At 46.9% G+C, this 21,491-nt stretch carries 9 protein-coding genes and 1 pseudogene; 7 read left to right on the top strand and 3 right to left on the bottom strand.

What is annotated here, in order from left to right; translation table 11 throughout:
* Nucleotides 1-12: 12 nt before the first annotated feature.
* Nucleotides 13-819, top strand: coding sequence for a YfaP family protein (locus A7983_RS19485; protein ID WP_005974582.1), 807 nt, complete (start codon nucleotides 13-15; stop codon nucleotides 817-819).
* A gap of 122 nt (nucleotides 820-941) precedes the next feature.
* Here A7983_RS19485 and A7983_RS19480 read toward each other — a convergent pair whose 3' ends face one another.
* From A7983_RS19480 to melR, 3 genes are all read right to left on the bottom strand, one after another.
* Nucleotides 942-2,123, bottom strand: coding sequence for a MalY/PatB family protein (locus A7983_RS19480; RefSeq protein WP_005974584.1), 1,182 nt, complete (start codon nucleotides 2,121-2,123; stop codon nucleotides 942-944).
* A gap of 35 nt (nucleotides 2,124-2,158) precedes the next feature.
* Nucleotides 2,159-3,625: a Na+/H+ antiporter NhaC gene (nhaC, locus tag A7983_RS19475; RefSeq protein WP_005974588.1), complete on the bottom strand. Its 1,467-nt coding sequence runs from the start codon at nucleotides 3,623-3,625 to the stop codon at nucleotides 2,159-2,161.
* A gap of 170 nt (nucleotides 3,626-3,795) precedes the next feature.
* Complete coding sequence (gene melR, locus A7983_RS19470) at nucleotides 3,796-4,734, bottom strand: transcriptional regulator MelR (RefSeq protein ID WP_005974590.1); 939 nt, start codon at nucleotides 4,732-4,734, stop codon at nucleotides 3,796-3,798.
* 1,109 nt (nucleotides 4,735-5,843) lie between these two features.
* Here melR and A7983_RS19465 point away from each other — a divergent pair.
* From A7983_RS19465 to A7983_RS19445, 6 genes and pseudogenes are all read left to right on the top strand, one after another.
* Nucleotides 5,844-7,931 carry a hypothetical protein gene (locus A7983_RS19465; protein ID WP_005974592.1) on the top strand — a complete coding sequence of 696 codons (2,088 nt, stop codon included), beginning with the start codon at nucleotides 5,844-5,846 and terminating at the stop codon, nucleotides 7,929-7,931.
* Nucleotides 7,900-9,777 (top strand): hypothetical protein, encoded by a 1,878-nt coding sequence (locus A7983_RS19460; protein WP_005974594.1) that lies wholly within the window; start codon nucleotides 7,900-7,902, stop codon nucleotides 9,775-9,777. The genes A7983_RS19465 and A7983_RS19460 overlap by 32 nt, the downstream gene beginning before the upstream one ends.
* Nucleotides 9,770-10,489 carry a hypothetical protein gene (locus A7983_RS19455; protein WP_005974596.1) on the top strand — a complete coding sequence of 240 codons (720 nt, stop codon included), beginning with the start codon at nucleotides 9,770-9,772 and terminating at the stop codon, nucleotides 10,487-10,489. Before A7983_RS19460 ends, A7983_RS19455 begins: the two co-directional genes overlap by 8 nt.
* A 159-nt stretch (nucleotides 10,490-10,648) precedes the next feature.
* Nucleotides 10,649-10,888 (top strand): annotated as a pseudogene (locus A7983_RS24550) (nuclease); the annotation flags it as partial.
* Nucleotides 10,889-11,082: 194 nt separating this feature from the next.
* Nucleotides 11,083-18,594 carry a sacsin N-terminal ATP-binding-like domain-containing protein gene (locus A7983_RS19450; RefSeq protein ID WP_235778063.1) on the top strand — a complete coding sequence of 2,504 codons (7,512 nt, stop codon included), beginning with the start codon at nucleotides 11,083-11,085 and terminating at the stop codon, nucleotides 18,592-18,594.
* On the top strand, nucleotides 18,591-21,251 hold the full coding sequence (locus A7983_RS19445; RefSeq protein WP_005974600.1) for a DEAD/DEAH box helicase: 2,661 nt from the start codon (nucleotides 18,591-18,593) through the stop codon (nucleotides 21,249-21,251). The genes A7983_RS19450 and A7983_RS19445 overlap by 4 nt, the downstream gene beginning before the upstream one ends.
* Nucleotides 21,252-21,491 lie beyond the last annotated feature (240 nt).

Below are 21,491 nucleotides of genomic sequence, written 5' to 3'. Positions count from 1 at the left end.
CAGGATAACACTATGATTATTCGTTTGTTGTGTAGAGTAGTATGCTCGCTGGTGCTGCTGATGCCCGCTATGTCGGCAGTAGCAGAGCAAAACGTGGTGATGGATACGCCGATTGCTGGGTGGCATGACACTTCCGGGGAAGATGCCACTTATTCTCAGCGGGTCAATTATCCTGCAGCATCGGTGAATACTCCCGCGAATCAGTCTGCGCAAGCCCTGATCCGGGGCCAGATTAAAGGCTTCCCCAAGCCAGATAGCAAAGCCAAACAAGAGCCGGCCAGGTTGATCGTCAACGGCGTCAGTATGCCTCTGAAAGTGGAAGATAATGGTGATTTTGCACGGCCCTATATTTTCTCGCAGGGCAGTAACAGCGTTGAAGTTCGCAGCCCAGATCGGTCGGCGGCGCATCGAACCCAGTTTTATGCGAAAAGAGGCAGCGGCGCGGTTCCTGCACGCCTGCGGATAGTGCTTTCCTGGGACACCGATAACACCGATCTTGATTTGCACGTGGTCACCCCCGACGGTCAACATGCCTGGTATGGTGGTAGGCAGTTACAAAACGGCGGAGCGTTGGATATGGACGTCACTACCGGGTATGGCCCGGAGATCTTCTCTTCGCCAGCGCCGGAAAGTGGGCAATATCTCGTGTACGTTAACTATTACGGTGGGCGTGGTGCAGAAATTTTGACTACGGCGCAAATCACCATTGTGACCGAAGAAGGAACCAGCAACGAAAAGCAGGAAATGGTGATTGTGCCGATGCGTAATCCTGGTGAACTAACGTTGGTAAAACAGTTCAGCTACTCGAATCGTGGTTGAGTTACCCGCCTTTTGGCGGGTAACGGGTTTTACCATCAGCGCTTATGCGACCCCATCATTGAATGATCTGAACACAAAGAACTGGCGTTGAGCTGGGCTGGTTTTAATGCCTGTCGGTAAAATTATTTCTGCAAATGAAATCCACACGCCCTATAGGCATTTTTTAACCTGGTGATGGCCTCGATCAGTACAGCGCGCGGACAGCCAATGTTTAATCTCATATGGCCTTCTCCACCAGTGCCATACTGGTGCCCGGGGGAAAGACCAAGTTTCGCCTTGTATGCGAAAAAAGACATTAGTTGCTCATCACTTAGCCCTAACTTGCTGGCATTGAGAAAAACCAGAAAAGAGGCGCCGCCATAAATGACGGAGATCAACGGACAATGCTCTGCTAGTTCCTCTTTTACATACCTGACATTTTCAGACAGATAGGTCAGTAATTTCTGATGCCATTCATCACAATAAGTATAGGCAGAATAAATAGCCGCCTGCTGTAATGAATTTGTTTCGGCAAGGTAACAGTTATCGAGAAAATGGTGGAATTCATTTCTCAACTGTTCATTTTTAATTAATGCTATACCTCCTTGTATCGCAGGAGTATTAAACGTCTTGCCAGTCGAAGTAAGCACTATCGATTTGCTGTCCAAGTCCGTATTTACCGTAAAAAAAGGAATGTGCTTTTTATCTGGCAGAGCCAAATCACAGTGCACTTCATCAGAAATAACAATTACGCCTGCGTCATGGCAATACCTGTTTATCTTCTCAAGCGTATCCTTATCCCAAACAATACCGCCGGGGTTGTGTGGGGATGAGAAGAGAAAAATTTTGCATGAATTTAGCTTTTCCGTGAAATCATCCCAAGAAAATTCATAACTGCCATTTTTTTCAACTAAGCGAGTCTGTAGCAGACCTCTTCCGCTTGTTTTAATAAAATTAGGATACGGGTCATAAATGGGCGTACAGGTTAATATATTATCCCCTGTTTTGCTCAGCGCCATTAACGAGATCACGATGGTTTTAATGACGCCGGGAACAAAATGCAACCACTCTTCATTGACCTGTGTGCCGTAACGTTTCTCATACCAGCCGGTAACTGATTCCTTCCAGTGTGGGTAATCCCTGCTATATCCCTGAATGGGCTGGGAAACGACAGCGCGGAGCGTATTAATAATGGGGGCCGGGGTCATGAAATCCATATCAGCGATCCACATAGGTAGCAAATCGTCGGTACCAAACATTTCTTGCAACTGACCGTATTTGCGGCAATTAGCGTCCCTGATAATAATATGATCGAATGTAGACATATCGTTTCCCATAGTAAATATTAACCAGAAGTTATTTAATGTTTTAATTCACTTTCAGCTAGGTGTTCAGGGTCATCATTCGGGTCATACTTCGCGATACCGATTCCAGTAGCAGCCCAAAGTAGCGCAAACAGAACGCCGCTGTAACATAAAATTGCCCACGGTAAATAATCGAGGGTTGCGACACCCAGCATGGTTGCGCAATAAACGCCAGAGGCCGACCAAGGAATAATAGGTTCGACGACGGTGCCTGCGTCTTCCGTTGTGCGGGAAAGATTTTTTGTTGCAAGACCTCTTTTTTTATACTCCTCTTTAAATGCGTCACCACATAACAGTAATGGCAGCGTACCGTTTGCTGTACACGCACAAATCGTTATCGTACTGATTATCGTGGTAACGACCAGATGGAATGTAGTTTTAACCCCTTTCGTCAGCGTGCTAATAACAGTATGCAGGGAGCCTGTCGTGCTCATCGCACCGGCAAAACTAAATGCACTGAAAACGGTGACAAAACTGCTGAACATAGATATTGCGCCGCCACGCTCCAGCAAGCGTGAGACATCGGCAGAGAAAGCGGCTACGTTATCTCCTTCGAGCATAGAGAGTTTAAAGCCGCTCACCACCGACTCGCCAATCGACGATGCGGTGAATGCTTGGAATACTAACGCTAATATCATTGATACTATCGTCGATAAGAACAGCATGGGAATGGCTGGTTTCTTCGTCAAAGAACCATACAATACAATAACCGGCGGTAATAATAGCAACAGATTAAAGTGATATACTTGGCCAATATCGGACATCAAGCTTGTAATATTTTCCGGCGTGCTTATTGACGCATCAATTCCTAAGCCTGCATAAACATAGACAATGCAGCATATAATAAATCCGGGCCCGGTGGTCCAGAGAAGATGACCTATATGCGAGTACAGGTTTACACCTGCGGCTAAGGCTGCCATGTTTGTTGAATCGGACACCGGCGAGAGTTTATCGCCAAACCAACAGCCCGAGACAATTGCCCCAGCCGCAATGGGAAGTGGAATATTTAGTCCAATAGCAACGCCTATCATTGCAATTCCAACGGTACCCATAGAACCCCAAGAGGTACCTGTGCATACTGAAATTAGCGCACCTAAAAGGAAAGCGGAAATATAGAAATAGTGCGGGTTAATAAATTTTAATCCATAATAAATCATCATTGGTATCGTGCCGGATACCATCCATGCACCGATCAAAAAACCGATACTCGCGACAATAAGGATTATCGGCAGTGCCTCAGATATTTTATCGCAAATAGATTTTAAAATATTATCCCAAGTATAACCATGCGCTATAGCGATAAATGAGGCAACCGCTGTGCTCATCAGGATCATAGGTTCCGCGCGAATATTAAAGATAAAATACCCGATGCTAATCCCGGCCAACATAAGGAACATAGGCATTACTGACCAAAAAAAACTCAACGACTTTCTGCTTTTTAAAGCATAATTATTTGATTCCATAATTCCATCCAAACAGTTAAAAGTTGAATATCTATTACAGATAGCCTGACCCTGAGAGTTCAGAACGCAAGGACTCAGTGATTTTTATATAGCCCCTATAGGGCGAGGTATTTATTATTTTATACTGATGTATTTCATTTAATAATTATTCTAAGATTATTTTCAAATAGTTATCCCTCCAGATATAGCAAATGATTTCTTCGCTGCTGACTCAGCTTACGATATTGCTGAGGTGGCATACCGACATATTTATTAAATGTGCTGTAAAAACGACTGCTTGAACGAAATCCGGCGATCGTTGCAATATCAAGAATCGTCTTGTCGGTATCGCTGAGCAACGCCCGCACGTGGTTGATCCTCATCGCAGTAATATATTGTTTCATGGTTAACTGCATCACCCGCTGAAAAATGCCCATTGCATAATTTGGGTTTAGCTTAACGTGTTCAGCAATATCGTTAACCGTCAGCATTCTGTCACAGTGGGTGGCGATAAACTCAAGCATCTGGCTGACATAAAACTGCGAATGGCGCGAAAGACTATTTTGTTGAGTGCGCGGCGTTTTATTTACTAAGATGGGTTGCCAGCCAGACAGACTAAATCGCTTTAGCATCAGGGTAATTTCATCGATCGCCAACTGGCGCACCGGTTCGCTGTCGCTGGTAAACTCACTCTGCCAGCGCTGGATCTCAAAAACGCTGAGCTGTTGTGCCGATAATGACTGAATAACCATTCCATGGGTGACATGGTTTATTAGTTCACGATCCAGCGGCCAGGACAAAAACAGATGCATGGGTAAGTTGAATATCGCCATCTGTTGACAGCAGCCGGCATCGGTAAGCTGATGAGGCGTGCAGGCCCAAAAGAGGGTGATATGCCCTTGTTTGATCCGCACGACTTCATTATTAATCAGGTATTCCACGTCGCCATCAAAGGGGACATTCACCTCAACTTGGCCATGCCAGTGGGTGTAGGTCATGGCCAGCGGCGCCCGCAACTCAATGTCCATACGCTGGTACTCTGAATAGAGCGCTAGCGGGCTACGCGTCTTTTTTTCATAACTGCGACACATATGCGGATCGTGGGGCAGTTGCGGTATGCTGTTTGCCATTCGGGTCGTTTCCTGGAACATTGGTCAGACTTATCGATCATGTTGAAACACGCATACAGCTTAACCGAAAAAAGCAGCTTTTTTTCTCTCCGTTTTCGCGAAATTATTCCCGGAAACTCATATTCAATGCCAGACGAGATAAGATCTGAGGTATTGGGAATGTTCTCATTGATCTCCTGAATCTACCCGAAAGAAAGAGATTCAGGGCGCCGCAGAGGAATCTGCAAGCCATATCCTGAATCGGCATAGGTATATCCTCCATGCTTCCTGCATGATTAAGACATTGACTGTATAGCAGTATCGGGGATGACCAGTGATGCCATTGCGAGATCAGAAGCCGCTGGTGCAGCACAACACCTTTCGCTGATGTGCCATTTTGACGCTAAATCAGCGACTGATATATCTCTGATGGAACTCGGTCTGTCATAATTGCGCTTTTGCCTGGTTGAATGGCGTTTTAAATATCCTGTTCTGGGTATTGATTTGATCCTGATATTGCTTAAAAAAATCCACGCAATTGCGTGGATTTTAAAGGATTTGTTAGTCTTCATGCGATACTGTGAGAGCGCGTGAGACAACAGAAGCTATTTAGACGTTGAACGGCGTTTTATAATTTAATGCATTTTTTTTTATTATAAATAAATATATATTTTTTATTTATACTCACAGATATACTCATCTTTGATTTTGTTCGCATCTGTAATGCAAACTTATTAGACTTAATCCCTATAATGCAATATAAATCATATTGTTACCTTGTGGCTCCTTTATCTGATTGCACGGATTTATCCCTCGCGTACTTATTCAGCATGATATAGCTGGGTATCATGTGCCTACTCTTAACCTGAATGAAACTTACAAACGTTCGTGGTATCCACATGCTAAGTGAGGCTGAGATAGCAAAATTTCTCATATGGTTGCTGCCCCTAAGATCAACAACGCACTGAGCATGACTCTCTGGACAAGGTGCCACACACCAGGCGCACGTCTAAAAGGAAATATACATCAAATACCTGATTGCTAAGTTATACCAAGTGGAAATCGGGTATAGTAGGTCAAAACGAAAGCGTGTCTTAACACTGCATATTAACGATCAGGAAGGTCTTAGCATGTCAATTAATATCAATACGTTGCATAATCTTCGTCGCGCGTTACTTACTGCGCTGGAGCTCTCGATTGAGCACAATGAAGAAACAGAAAATGTCGATCACATTACTGATGTTCTGCGGCAGGTGGAGTTGACAGTACTTTTGCAGCAAGAATCCATTTACGCCATCGCAGGTATGCAAGGGGCAGGTAAAACAACCTTGGCGAAAGCGATCCTTGGTATTGATGATGAATGGTTAGATGCCAATCCGGGTCGTGGCGAACAGGTACCGCTTTTTATCGAACAGGTGGATGGCGATCCCTCCGATTTTCCACAAGTTGTCTATCAGTGCCTAAACCTTAAAACAGGCGAAATTGCTCCGCAAAAGGGCGAGGGTGGGGAGCAACTTCAAAGTCTGCTTCGCGATTGGAGCAGTATTCGTCGTTATGAAAAAGCGGGCTTTAAACTGCTCTACCCTAAATTGCTGATCAGTAAAAAAAACTCGTTCATCAATGAGCAAGTGACTTGGGCGCTGTTGCCGGGCTATGAGGTAGCCACAAGTAAAAACTATCTCTGGCAGGATATGATGCGCCACGTATTGGTTAACGCCCGTGGTGTCATGTTCGTGACCGATCCCTCTCTCTTAGCCAATGACAGCAAATCCGCAGTGCTGCAAGATTTGCGAGATAACTTCAAGGAACGCGGCCCAGTGGTGGTCATCAGCAAAACAGAGATGCTCGGAGAACATGAAATCAAACAGCTCAAAACCAGTGCCGCTGAACGTGTTTTCCCCAATGTTGGGATGAAAAAAGAGGATATCGTAGCTACTGGTTCTGGTAATAACGACATCTGGATTGATGCACTACGTGACACAGTCATCAATAAGCTCACCAGCAGTGCGGTATCTGAAGCAATTGCACTAGATAACTTCATGGGACTTATCCGCGAAGACGTGGCCGAAATAATCAATAATCTGAAGATATTGGCGGATACACAGCAGCATCACGAATCCATAGTGGATGAGATCCTAGACGTTTTCGATGAATCAGCCTCCACCCATGAGCAAAAATTACGTGAAGCGATCAAAAAGGAGACCCGTCAGCACTTTACTGATGCGCTTAAGTACTGTGAAAAAAGCTATAAAAGAGAAGAGGTAGGTTTTCAAAAAAACCTCAAAATTTTCGCCCGCCGACTGTCGTTTCGCGGCATAGAAGTGGATGATGAGCGCAGTCAACGTATTATAGATGCTTGGAATAGACAGTACGAAAACATCAGTATTCACGAACATAATTTCGACGCACTGACGTCTGTGAATACCCGGGTGCTGCGTGCCAAGGGGCTATTGCCTGTCGTTGAAAATCAGCAACTATTACCGGGCAGCGCAGTCGGGAGAATGGGGTATCTGGTTCAGGATAAACAAGCAGAGTACTCAATAATGGATCCTGACCTGATGACGGGTTTGTATACACTGCTCAAAAAGCCGGGCGGCGCTCATCAAGCACCGCCGCCTAAAAAACTCGCTGCGGCGCTGGAGATTATGCCTGCTTTAATGCTGGAAAACGCTCGTACTAGGTTGGCAATGCATCTTGACCCGGCCTGCACAACCCAACTGGCAGAGGAGATCCAGCCTAAACAAATTTTTGATGCGCTCTTTTCGAGCAGAGAACAGTACCATCCTATTAAAACAGCCATGATGGCGTTTTTGGGTGCTGATGCGGCAGATGGAACTGTAGACGGTAAGAGCACGCCAAATACCGAGGGGGGATTCGCTCCGCTAGCGCTGGTAGGTAAAGCGGCATTGGTAGCAAGCGTGGCTTATGGCATCTATCAACTAACAGGAGTTATTCGCGACAGCGATAAAGCGCAGATTTATTACATTCGTCGTGTGATGGAGGAATTGTCATTCCATAACGAACAGACCGTTATTGGCAATTATAAGGAGATGATTGGCGAATTGCGTGATTATATTGCGTATAACCTGAAGCAAATATTTGGCGAAACGGATGCCCTGGCAAATCGAAGCGCCTTGACGCTTGCCATTAAAAATCTTGTTGCCGCACAAAAGGAAGCAAAATTGTATGAAACTCACTTCCGAAAAATCCTGGGCTGATCTTTGCCAGGAGCGTTATCTGTGGGCGGAAGAGAGTTTTGTCACGTTTCTACAAAAATTTGACGCACAGAGGTTGATCCAGTCGGCAGACAATGCCAATAGGCAGGTTTCAGTGATCCTGTACGGTCCGGCCCAAGTAGGTAAAACCTCATTAATCCTGACCCTGCTGGGTATTCGTGATGACTGCTTCACCGAGCTCAATACTTTGCTACGCGGCGAGCAGGGGCTGGGCACAATGTCCACGGCTCGCACCTATCGCTATCGCATGGCGAAAGATGACTTCTGGTATTTCAGCCATAGGGAGTACGGTGCAACTCGGTTTAGTGACAAGGAGGCGAAAGTCATTTTTGCAGATTTTCGTCAGGCTGTGGAGCAGGGCGAGCGTGAATTCGATAGTGTGGATGTTTTCCTGCCGCGCCGTTTTTTTGATCCGAAGTTACAGAGCAGTGCCCAGTTGCTGATCCGTGATTTACCTGGAACTCACTCAACCAACGCCAACGAGCAGTATTATGTCAACATGCTTGCCAGCCGATATCTTGCTTCTGCCGATGTGGTACTGCTGACCGGCAAGGCTGATGCGTTGGCCTTCCTTAAGCCGGAAGAGTTAGACAATGCTCTGCTGAACGACTGGCACTGGCAACGCCACCGCTACAAGATTGTACTGACCCGTGCTTATTCAGATGCCACACTCCAGCGTTTTATCAAACAAAAACGGTTTGATAAAAAAGCAATGCGGATATTTTTGCTTCAACAGATTAATACCATGGATCTGGGCTTGCCTGAAAGCATCAGTGAACTGATTTACCCCGTGGAGTGCGGTCATTCTTGGCTGGCAATCAATGCCAAAGATGACGAGTTTGCCCGCCAGTGCCGTGATTTGCGGCGAGATGTATTGCAAGATTTACTCGACTCTCTGCACCAGGCATCGAACCCATTATCACGCTTACGTTCGGGATACGCGCTGCCACATATCATTAAACAGCAGATAGCTGTCGAAAAAGAGCTTTACGAGACGGAAAACGCATTGCTGCAAAAACAGCTCTCTCGGCTGGGGGAATATGTTGATATGTACGAGAAACGGGTCAGCAGTAATAGAGATAATCACCTGAGGTTACAAGTAAAGCTGCAAGCACTATTACAAAAACGTGAGGACGCGTTGAGTACAGATTTTCGTGAACATTCGAATGCGTTTCAAATAATTTCGCAATCATCTCTCGGTTATCTTAAGTCTCAAATTTATGCATCTCGTGAAACAAATACCAAACGCTGGAACGATCTGCTGGAAATCTACCAGCTTCCACTTGAAAGAGTACCGGAGATGCCCAATCTAGAGCGGGTCTTAAAAAGACTAAACGGCTACTTGTTTGAGACCTATTTTCGAGAGAAAACACGTCAGAATGATCAGTATGAGATAGAAGAGGCAGGCTTTAAAGACGCAAACTGCTTAACGTATATTTTCCACGAACGAATCAAGGTTAAGTTTGGTGCCGAAGAGCGCGCCTTGAACAATAAGATAGCCAAAAACGAGCGGGCAGCGTGCCGACTGGTGCGTATCGTTGAACAATTGTCGAAAAAAATGGTGCACACGCAGTCAAGACTCTTCCAGATCAAGCAGGAGTTAGGCGTATCGTTAACTCTTTATTTTCAGAGATATAAAGAGAGTAAAAACTTTTCGAAAGTCATTGTTTCGGCGAAAAATACTCGAGCGCGTGAAATCGAATGCAACGCTAAAAAACCGAATATTACACGCAGCGAGCGTCTCGCTTGGGTGCTGATGTATAGAGCGTTAAAGAATGATTTTGACTACGTAAAGTCCTTAGATGAGGAGAGCACTAAAGTTGAATAAAAATCTTGCTGTCGCGGAAGTGTCCAGCGATGAGCAGTTACTGGACCAACTGGTGCAGGAGCTGTTTTTAGAGCATTTGCGACGTGAACTGGGTGTGCAGAAGAAGAGTATTGACGACAGTAATGACAAACTCTTTAATCTCGACCGAAAATTTGTCGCTGAATTTAAAAACGTGAGCGGATTGCTTGATACGATATCCGACACTCTTGGCGAACAGACTCGTGAACTGAATGATGCTAAAGCTGATGCCCAAACACATTATCGTTCTTTGCTGAATAGTTTGGCACAGAACCGAACGGACACCGCTGCTCTGCAAGATATACTCCAGCAACTAAGTAGTAAGCGTCATAAGGAACAAGGCGAGCAACTGCAACGGATCCAGGAACAGTTGTTTCATCAGAGCGCTGAACTCCAAGCGCAATACTCCGTGTTGACAGAACAGAATGCAGTGTTAAACCAGCAGCAGGAGGTCCTTCAGAAACAACGGTTCACTGCTACTCTGGCCGAAATGCAAGAGCAAAACGTGACGCTGGCGTCACTTACGGAACAGAATAAGTCGCTGCATCGACAGTTTCTCACCTTAGAAGATGAACAACGTGCAGATTTTCGGACAAATAGTCGCTGGGGTAAGCTTGCCGCTGGATTCTCCATAGCGAATACGCTTATCCTGATAAGCGTGACCGCACTGTTTATAGTTAAGTACTTTCTATAAAGAACCCGCGTGCACAACTCTTCTTCATATAAAATATCTTTTCCAACAGATATTGCATTGAGGATTTCTTTTATTGCTGTTTATGAAATGGCTAAATATCCTCCGACAAATAAGAACAGTGGCGGATTTTTCATCCTCGTCTTTTTCAGGGAGGAGATCAAGCGGACGATGGATGTGCTTGAGTGTAGCTAACTATATCATCGAAATGCGGATGACCTCGATAAGTTAGAGTATTTTGTTCCAGAGAAATGGCTGGGAATTCTCAGTGAACAAGAGGTGGTTAACGGGGTCGGATTCTTCGGTAATCAAAATACCGTCTGTAAACCTACCGCGCCGAAATGGTGTCATACCGTCGAAAAATTAAAACTCTATTTTAAAAACTGGGATGGGCGAGTGTAAAATCCCACCCTGACAAAAGGCCTGAAAAGGTCTTTTGTCATTTCTTCACAGTTAGAGCCCTATCGAGACGCGCAAGGAAGAGTCGCGCCAGCCTGTTTTTACGCTAGCGCTCTGCTAGTGACAGCCAGCTCACAGGGAGTGAGCTGGCAGTGTTTAACGTCCTACCGAGGGGCGTAAATTGCACACAGAGGTTAATGATGGCTAAAGCGCACTCCACGCCGCTCAACGATATTGCGATTATCGCTGCGAATTTAAAAGACCGTTATAAAAATGGCTTCCCTGTTCTGAAAGAAATTGTGCAAAACGCAGATGACGCACAAGCGTCATCATTAATCTTTGGCTGGAGCCCTGGTATTGCTGGGGCAGATCACCCTTTATTGGGCGATCCCGCGCTTTTCTTTATCAATAATGCGCCGCTGACACTCGAAGATGTAGAGGGGATCCTCTCCATTGGCATTGGCACTAAACCGGGTGATGAAAATGCGGTGGGGAAATTTGGGCTCGGTATGAAAAGCCTGTTCCATCTCGGTGAAGTATTTTTTTACCAGTCCTTTGACTGGCATACTGCTTCGGCCAAATCAGACGTTTTTAACCCCTGGGACAGTTACAGATCTTCTTGGGCCGAGGTGAGCGAGCAGGATAAAGTTCGTATTGAGGATGAAGTCCGCGCAATTACCCAAAATGCGTGTGATGATTATTTCGTTGTCTGGGTTCCGCTGCGTTCAGAGAGTATCTATCAGGCGCGCCAGGATGATGAAAACTTTATTATTGTCGGCGAAGACTATCGTTATGAGGTGCCTGATTTTATTTCAGACCCGGGACTCGGGGATAAGCTCGCCAGCCTGTTACCGCTGATGAAAACCTTGCAGGACATTGAGCTGGTCGTGAAAACAGGGCAGGGGTATCAGCGTCAAATACATATCTCGCTGCCTGAAAAGGCAACTCGCCCACAATTTACCAATCTTAATGGTGCTGGGGAATGGCAAGGCCACATTACCGTTCAGCGTGCTGGATTGCCGGACCCTCAGCAAAAATTCTACGTCGGGCATGAGGTTTTGCTGAATGCTCCTGAGTTTTCTGCCCTGAAATCACAACGCGCCTGGCCATTCAGTTATTCACGAGAAGGTAAGAAGACTGCGGATAAAGCGCTGCCTCATGCCGCTGTGGTGATGCTGGCGGAGAAAGTACCAGAAGGAGAGGCAACGCTGGCGGTGGAATGGGCGGTGTTTTTACCTTTGGGTGAGCAGGACACCGCGCAGCATGCGCAGAAACAAACATTCTCTATTTCTGGTCAGTACTCGTATCAAATTATTCTGCACGGTTACTTTTTCATCGATGCCGGGCGAGTGGGTATCCAGGGGCTGGCTACACTCACCAGCGCCACGCCGTTATTCAATGCCCCAGATTCTCCAGGCCAGGAACAACTGGTTCAGGAATGGAACCGCTGTCTTGCTACTCAGGGAACGTTGCCGCTATTACCGAAAGCGCTTGCCTCTCTTATGTCGCTTATTCACGCCAGGGATGCGGAAAAAGCGGCAATTTCGGATGGTGTGCGTAGAGCTTTACGCAACAATAATGCCTGGTTCCACTGGGTAACGTTGTACCATCTGTGGGTATGCGAACTAACGCGGGATGGAAGTCAGTGGTGTTTAGTTGATGCGAACACTCCCGTTCGTCGATTGCCTGCCACACCTTCAGGTGAAGCGCATCGCCCCTGGGAAGTGCTGCCCGCTCTGGAAAGTCTGGGTGTAACGCACCGATTTATCGATGAAACGCAGCAGAATATCTACAACGAATTTAAAAGTAAGTGGCAGTTGTCGGAGATTCAGGTGTTGCTGCATAGCGTACCCGAAATGGTGTTCACTAGCTTAAAGCTTACAAATTATCTCAATCAATTGCTGAAAGAACTGCCGATTCAGTCAGACAGCTTTGTGCTTGACCTGATTGCATTGCTCAGAAAAACGTTATTTAGCGTGCCGCTGGTTGAGCTCTCACGTAACCAGGCGGCGATCGGAGAATTGATGGCGTTCATTCGTCCGACCTGGCGTTACAGGATTGCCATTGACCGTCAGGAGCAGGCCCTGTGGGAAACGCTTGGGCGTACCGCTATGGATAGGTTGTTGGTTCCTGCTTTTCTCGATAACAGTAAAGAACCTGCCAGCGCATCTCTGAATTGGGAGACGGTTGGCAGCCTGCTGCAAGCGATGCAGAAACAGGCTTCTGCCAGCGATAACTTTGAAAAATTGGTGCGGGATTTTATTGGCAAGCTCTCATCTCCCGATCGTCAGGAGCTATACCGTCGGTTTGATACCTTGAAGGTCTTTAAGGTTTCACAGCCAACGGGGATATCTTACCTGGAGACGCGCTGTCACTTGCTTGAACTAAAACAAAAGCGAAGGATATTCAAACTTGGCGGGAGCGCTAATTTTGGTATGGGTTTAAGCGCATTGTTGCAGCAGGCATTGCTTGAAAAAGAAATCGTATTGATCACCAATGATATTAACCAGACCTTATTTGGTGGTTCTGAATATTCAGAAGCAAAGGAGTGTGACAGCGAAGGGGTTATCCATCTGCTTGAGCTTCACCCTCGTCTGGATTCGCCGACAAAACGTATCGATTTACTCAATAAAATGGCTGCGGACGGGGACAAATTTAGCGCCGGAGATCGGCTTGTCTATCGCTATCTGATGCACGGTAATTCGGATGATACTGGTGAAGCTGAATTGTGGAAGGCGGGTAAAGCGCATCCCGTATGGGCAAAAATTCTTTCTGATGCCGATTCGGAGCAGGTCAAGTGGACTATTATTTCGCCAGAAATTGAGCAGAATCTTGGACTGACTCCCGGATTCGAGAAGGCGCTTAGGCTTGATAGTGTAACGCCGGATCATGTGATCCACCGCTTCAAAGAAAGCCTTGAATATCTGGAGTTTGATGACTTATCTGCAGAAGATGCGGAAGAAGTTCTGATGCACATTGGCCGCTCTATGGGCGAAACAATGTGGCGGCAGATGGCTCTTCATCGTAGGGAAGGCAAAGAGGGGTATATATCCCTTGATGATCGTTGTTTCTTGCGTGGGGGGCGCATTGAACTGCCCACTGAATTGAATGACAACGTGACGTTCATCCAACCCGCCAGTCAGCCAGAGATGCAGGATCAGCAGCGCAAATATCTGACAATGGTGAACGCCGAACATGCGGTCATGCTGGCTTTATCCGGGCCGAACCCGGAACGTTACTGCGACTTTATCCTGCAATTGTTAATGCAACCGACGAATGATTTGTCTTCAGAGAGAGCATTCAATAACCTGCGCCGCCAAAAATGGCTATTGCACCGCGGTGTGGCGATGGCACCAGAAAATATTCTGGATATTAGCGCGGCAGACTATCCGGAGATCGCGAAGCTGACAGAAGCGACGCCGCTCATCGCTCTGCTTGAGGATATTGCTCTCCCAGATGAGGCTAACTGTGCGCTGAGTTCATTGGTCGTGCGAGGCAAGGCTGCGTTTTACAAGGCGCTCACTGTAGCAGGTACACTTCCACTTTATGCAATCGGTAGCAGCTTACGTCTCACTGATACGATTATTCTTCAGGCCAGTGACAGGTCGTACGCGTTTGAGAGCTTTGACGGTTGGTTGCTCTTAATTGAGTGTCTCAAAGGTGCTGAGTCGCTTGAGGGTAATGAGGCTATCAATGCGCTGAGTTTTTCGCATCCGGTTACAGACAAGATAGTTGCTAGCTACCGGCATCTCGTTGACAGCATGAATCCAACCCAAAGTGGTGAATTGCGTAAAGCACTGTTAAGCACGCTGTGTCATACCCATTCAGATCCCGCCAGCGTACTGCGTTCAATCCCGCTCAGAACGGCTGCTGATACCTGGGCGTTAGCCACCAATCTCTGTTATGGCGTAACGGGAGCAGAACGTAGTGCTGTCCTACATGACGACGACTGGGCGTATTTGTCCCCTTGGCTGCAGGCTAATGACTTGTCGGTAGACAGTACTGAGTCCGAAGGGCATCTCAGTCATGTTGAGCATTCTGCCAATGTCTTAAGGGAATACTTTGCGCCCTGGGAACGCTGGGTTCCACGTAAGGCAATTGCTGCACTGCTGGCTTTGCTGGCGGGGAATCGTAAGGTTCATAAGCTATGTGAGAGCTACCTGGGGTTGCAAAGTTATGCCCTGTTCGTGAATGAACTGTCGCAAGACAGCAAACCCTTAACTAACCATGACGCTCACTTTGCAGAGTTAACGCTCTTACAGTGCATTGAGAAATATGCCTTTGCCGTGAAGGTTTACGAAGAAAACACGTTGCAGGTTCATTCTCTGTTCCAGGAACGTTTGACCGTGGCGCTGGCAACTGACCTGGATACGATCTTTGTGGGTCAGCACGGCTACGCTTTTTATACCGGTCAGGCACCGCAAATCTTCATTCGCCGATTTTCCCCAGACCAGTATACGCCTCAGCAACTTTTGGCGATTCTGAAACGCAGCACCAGCTGGCTGCAGGAAGGTATTTATCTGCAGAAGGCAAGGCTAGACACGCTCTGGCAATCCTTTGAGCAGGCCGAGCAGTTGGATGTGAATATCGCGCGCGTCACTATCCTGAACAGCATTGTTGAGCGCCTGAAAACACTGGGCCTTAAAAACTCTCAGCTTAACGTTTTAATGAGAGCCTATGAGAGTGAGCTTCACTCTCTTGCTGAAAGTAGTGACGGCAAGTTGCTCCACAGCTCGAGGCTCACTGAAATTGTCTATGACATTGCAAATGCTATCCAGGATCGCCCTGAACTGCAGGCTGAAATATTAACGGCGGTCAGAAAGCGTATAGAGGATGCTCAGTATCAGCCATCAAGCGTTCCTTTTGAGCTGTTCCAGAATGCCGATGATGCAGTAGAAGAGTTGTTCAAGCTGGATAGCGATGCCCGTCATGAGCGGGTACACCAGAAATTTATGGTGAAAGAGCAAAACGGCGGATTGTCATTCTTCAACTGGGGGAGAGAAATTAACCGCTTTCAGAGCGTGAAAAATGAGCAAGTCGAGAATGTACATGATGGCTACAAAAACGATCTGAAAAAAATGCTGGCGCTTTACCAGTCGGATAAAGAGCAGGGCGTTACCGGCAAGTTCGGTCTCGGCTTCAAAAGCTGTCTGCTGGTGTCTGATCATCCTTACCTATTGTCGGGGCGGCTGGCGACTAAAATAGCGGGTGGAATTGTGCCCGAATCCTGTGATGCTGAAAGTTATAAACAACTAAACCAACTCACTGAAAGTGCCGCGACAAATGGCCTGTCACCTACTCTTGTGTATTTGCCACTGCGCCAGCATATGCAAGCGGAAGTGGTGTTAAAAGATTTTACTCTGTATGCAGGTTTGCTAAGTCTTTATGCACGTAACTTGTGCCAGATTGTCATTGATGAGCATGAATGGCGCTGGGAGCCTGTTCAGTATGCACGTATTCCTGGTCTGTCATTGGGCAAGGTTATGCTGCCTAACGGCAAGGGTGCTCAGTCGCCAGTGCGGGTGGTGGTTTACCAGACTGAAATCGATGATGAGCGCTGCCATCTGGTTTTCCAGGTCACGCGTAGGGGCCTGAGAAGTTTTGATACTCATATTCCGCGATTGTGGAACTTGTCGCCATTGATGAGTGATACCCGGCAGGGCTTTTTGATTAACGCTGGATTTGAGGTTGATATTGGTCGACGCCAGTTGGCTATTGAAGCTGACCGTAATCGGGGCATTATCCAGAAAGCGGGAGCAAAAGTTCATTCGCTGCTGGAATTACTTTGGTGGGAAACGGAGCATAACTGGGAGGAGCTGGTTGTTGAGTGGGAACTGAGCCCTGAATTGACCCATACTCAGTTCTGGGAAAGCTTCTGGGACGTGATGTCTACAGGCATTAGTAACGATATTAACGCGATGGAAAACGAAAAATTGCTACAGCAGCTTTACGAAAGCGAAAATGGCATCATGAGCTTCTATCGCTCATATCCCGCGCTGCCTAACGGATTTAAAGAGCAGGCTGCCGGACTGATAACGTGGAGCGACAGAGTGCGTAGCGCGGATGAACTGGTTTCTCGTCTGGCGAGTTCACTGATTCATCTCCCTGCGTTTCAGGCATTGCACAGTGCACAGTGCCTGGTGGCAGACACGACGGGAAGCAAACTTAAAGTCGAAAGTAAACTGTCGCTTGAATCATTAATAAGCTCGTCGTTGCCGGATAAACAGGGTGTTGATATCCAGCATCTGTCACCGCGGGATGCTGAAAAGCTGGCAGTCGTATTTAACGAAGAGTTCGACAAGCGACTGGGTGAACTGACAGGCTGGCAGGACAAAATTGAGGCTTTCAGAAAACAGCTGATAAACCTGCATGTGCAAACACAAGCAGGCTCTACACGCCCGATTAGCCAAATTTTGCTCGGTAACACTCCTTGTGCCGAAAAAAATGAACGGATGATCTCTGGGTTTGCACCTACCGATGCCATCATTTCATCATCATATTCTAAGCAGGCCTGTGAATTTATTGTTTATTGCAAACGCAGAAGTCAGGGATATGTTTTTGAGGATTTAGTCAAATGGGCAAAGCGCAAAGGCCTGGCGGCTGATAATCAAAAGCGGCAGGCATTTTGTCGTTTTCTGATTGAAGGACTGGAAGGGGAGAAACTGGCGGGTATGCTGATGGAAGAGATACCACCGGACTGGTTGCTTGAACTTAAGCTGCGCCCAGGCGCCTTCCCGGCAGACTGGCACTGGAGCAATAATGATATTGCCTCTCTCCTGCAGGGGCGGTTACTGACTAACATTGACAGAACAAAGGCATGGGAGCGCGAGATTCGGGAGACACCGGAAGAATACGAACCGTTGGTGACACCAGGTGAAGCCGTACAAAAAATACACACCTGGTGGGAGAGGAACCAGCAGGAAGAGTTGGTGAAATACAATGCTCGGCTCTACCCTGAAGGCTGGTTTGACTGGGAAGCTTTAAGAAATGCCTCTGACGATCAGCGTTCACGCCTGGCGTTATTGAAACTCCTGTATCTAGGCTCATGCCAGACCATTGGGCGGACTCAGGAAGAGCAACACAGTGCCGCAATTGAGTATTTTGAGGACAAAGGCTGGTGGGAAACCTTTATCAACCCTGATGCAGCGCAGCAATGGCTGGATGTGATGGACAATTATCTGGAGGATTCTTTGTACGGAGATACCTACCGTATCTGGCTGCAAATATTGCCTCTGTATCGTTTTTCAAAGCATTTAGATTCCTATCGCAAACTACTGGATATGTCGGAAGCGTTCCTTGAGGATATTGGGGATTTGCTGCGACCGGCATCCAGTTTCAATCTTTCGGGAACGGGCGTGGGAACTGTAGTCCCGGAGTTACGTGCAACTCTGGGTACTGGGGTGAACTTCATCTTCCGTGAATTGGTGCGTAATAACGTATTTATCGATTCCAGCATTCATCGATATTGTTTCTCTGCGCCGGAACGCGTCAGGCGTCTGTTACTGGCGATGGAGTTCGACGAAATGGATGTTAAGCAATCCACTGCCAGTGACTCGCTTCTGCTGTGGACGTTTTTCCGCGAACATCTCGGTGAGGAAGATGCGACCTTTAATCATTGTTTCGACATACCGCTGCGCATTTTAACCAGCGAAGGGAAACGCTCACTTCGTATTGAGATATTTGGACAGGATCCCCTGGATTACGTATGAAAATGATCTTTCAGCAGGGCCAGCAGGTACGACATGAACGCTTTGGGCTGGGGACGATTGAACTCTTGCGGGAAAACACTGCACTCATTCGTTTCGAGTCGAGTTTTGAAGAACGTCCACTTTCCGAACTGGAGCCGGTGCGCAGTGCTCAGGATGCTTTGGCAGAAGGAAATTATGACGATCTGCGTGAAGTTCTGGCGCGCAGTCAGGCGCTTGCGATCCGCTCCATCAATGATAGTTGGGGGGTGTTCTCTACTTCACGTATCAACCTGCTGCCGCATCAGTTATGGGTATGTCACCGCGTGTTACGGCAATGGCCGGTACAAAAGCTGATTGCTGATGACGTAGGGTTGGGGAAAACCGTTGAGGCGGGGCTAATCCTTTGGCCGCTGCTGGCTAAAAAGCGTGTGCAGCGTCTGTTGGTTTTAGCGCCTGCATCGTTAGTACCGCAGTGGCAGGAGCGTTTGCGGCAGATGTTTGATATTCGTTTGTCCCTCTACTCCGCGGAAATTGATACTGAGCGATCAGATTACTGGAATACGCATCCCTGGGTGGTCGCTTCATTGCCGACACTGCGAAAAGATATTAATGGCAGGCACGAGCGAATGCTCAAAGCAGACGACTGGGACTTGCTGATCATCGATGAAGCACATCACCTTAACTCGCTAGAAGATTCGGGGGCGACTCAGGGCTATCGATTTGTGCAGAAGCTTATCGATCACGGAAAGTTCGCCTCACGGCTTTTTTTCACAGCTACCCCCCATCGCGGGAAAAATTACGGCTTCTTTGCTCTGTTGAGGCTTTTACGTCCAGACTTATTTGACGTGAATAAGCCATTTGAAACTCAGCAGCATCATGTTCGGGATGTTGTGATTCGCAATAATAAGCAAACCGTCACGAATATGGACGGTGAGCGTTTGTTCAAGACCGTCAACGTGACCTCACAGACCTATCATTTTTCTGAGGCTGAACAGTCATTCTATGACCGGCTCACACGATTTATTCTTTCAGGGCAGGCCTACGCTTCGTCGCTAAGCTCTGCAAACCAGCAGGCCGTGCAACTGGTGTTAACGGCAATACAGAAACTGGCGGCAAGTTCGGTAGCGGCAATTTATGCCGCAATAAATGGGCGTATCGCCAGGCTCGGGGAAAATCAGAAAAAGCTGCAGGCGCTGAATGATGAAATGAATGCCATCATGAGTGATTCTCAGGCCCCGGATCTCGATGATGCCTACATTGCGCTTGAAAGCGAATATGTTGAAATGTCTGCTTCGGTTCAACTTATGCAAAATGAGCTGCCCATGCTTGAAGAGCTGCAGGCGCTTGCGGGGAATGTGGAATCGGAAACGAAAATCCAGACCTTGCTTCATGTGCTGGAAAACACGTTTCTTAATCGCACCGTCGTATTCTTTACTGAATATAAAGCGACACAGGCCCTGCTAATTAATACTCTGAATGCTCGCTTTGGCTATGGTTGCGTCAGCTTTATCAATGGCGAAGGACGCCTGGAAGGGATTTACAATAAACAGGGCGTCAAAACGTCATGGAGTATGGATCGCTACCATGCTGCGGAGCAATTTAAAAGCGGGCAGGTACGCTTTATTGTTTGTACTGAAGCCGGTGGTGAAGGTATTGATTTGCAGGACAACTGTTATTCCATGATTCATGTTGATCTGCCGTGGAATCCGATGCGTCTTCACCAGCGTGTAGGGCGACTCAACCGCTATGGTCAAAAAAATCAGGTTGAAGTTATTACTTTACGCAACCCCGATACTGTAGAGTCCAGAATATGGGACTTGTTAAACAGCAAAATAACCACAGTCATGCGTTCTTTGGGCGACGCGATGGAGGAACCGGAAGATCTGTTGCAGCTTATTCTTGGGATGAGTGATAAAGTTTTTTTCAATTCACTTTTTGCTGATGGCCTGACACAAAAGCCAGAAACTCTAAATACGTGGTTCGATTCTAGAGCAGGGACCTTCGGTGGTCAGTCAGCCGTCAGCGTGGTTAAAGGTCTTGTAGGCCATGCGGATAAGTTCGAGTATCAGAACTTAGATGAGGTTCCGAAGCTTGATCTTATCCATATGTATGGTTTCCTCGAGAACATGCTGAAATTGAATGGACACCGTCTGGACAATGATAAGGGTGTTCTTAGCTTTGTCACTCCCAAAGACTGGATCACACAGTTTGGTATCAAGAAGAAATATAACAATATGACTTTTGAACGTGTTCCTACAGAGAAATCGTTAGAAGTGCTTGGGATAGGGCATGTGATTATTAATAATGCTATTAATCAGGCTGAGAAATTTAACGCCTCTACGGCAGTAGCAAGGGGTATTTCCTCAGCTTTACTGATTTACACATTGAGAGACCAGATTACTGGCGATAGTAATGTACAATCATTTTCAGTTGTTGGAGTGGTACTGGAAGATAATATTCAAATTTTGGTCAACGCTGAGTTAGTCAATAAACTGGCTTTTATATATGACAACCTACCTAAAGGTTCGACGGTGATTAAGCTTGACAGTGCATTCCATGTTAATTTTGAGAGGGATATAAAGCGTGCTGAGGCCGCATTAGATCTCTTTATTCCTGGGTTGAATTTACCCTATGAGCAAGTAGTATGGCAACATACAGCAACTTTTTTGCCACAGTAAATATAGCAGTGTTCAGGATAGCATTGGGAATGAGAAAAACTATATGAAAATATGGTGCTGATAAAGTATTAGTACTATGGTCGAACGGCTATGCGCTTATGTCATGGAGCTGATTCCAGAGAGCCTTGAAAACGAAAGATTTAATTTTCCCCCCAGCGTCATCCGCTCTGGCAGGTGAGTCGCCCGAGTCCGAGTGCCCAGCATTTTCAAATCACCATCCACCGTCAGATCTGACGGTGG

This window comes from Pectobacterium wasabiae CFBP 3304, from assembly GCF_001742185.1.
GTDB lineage: Bacteria > Pseudomonadota > Gammaproteobacteria > Enterobacterales > Enterobacteriaceae > Pectobacterium > Pectobacterium wasabiae.
Note: the sequence above shows the minus strand (reverse complement) of the source record. Positions and strands in the feature narration are given on the sequence as shown.

Bases quoted from the DNA above. Each gene is read 5' to 3' on its own strand.
- A7983_RS19445 (WP_005974600.1), top strand. From the start codon at position 18,591: ATGAAAATGATCTTTCAGCAGGGCCAGCAGGTACGACATGAACGCTTT.
- A7983_RS19465 (WP_005974592.1), top strand. From the start codon at position 5,844: ATGTCAATTAATATCAATACGTTGCATAATCTTCGTCGCGCGTTACTT.
- nhaC (WP_005974588.1), bottom strand. From the start codon at position 3,625: ATGGAATCAAATAATTATGCTTTAAAAAGCAGAAAGTCGTTGAGTTTT.
- A7983_RS19485 (WP_005974582.1), top strand. From the start codon at position 13: ATGATTATTCGTTTGTTGTGTAGAGTAGTATGCTCGCTGGTGCTGCTG.
- A7983_RS19460 (WP_005974594.1), top strand. From the start codon at position 7,900: ATGAAACTCACTTCCGAAAAATCCTGGGCTGATCTTTGCCAGGAGCGT.
- A7983_RS19450 (WP_235778063.1), top strand. From the start codon at position 11,083: ATGATGGCTAAAGCGCACTCCACGCCGCTCAACGATATTGCGATTATC.
- A7983_RS19480 (WP_005974584.1), bottom strand. From the start codon at position 2,123: ATGTCTACATTCGATCATATTATTATCAGGGACGCTAATTGCCGCAAA.
- melR (WP_005974590.1), bottom strand. From the start codon at position 4,734: ATGGCAAACAGCATACCGCAACTGCCCCACGATCCGCATATGTGTCGC.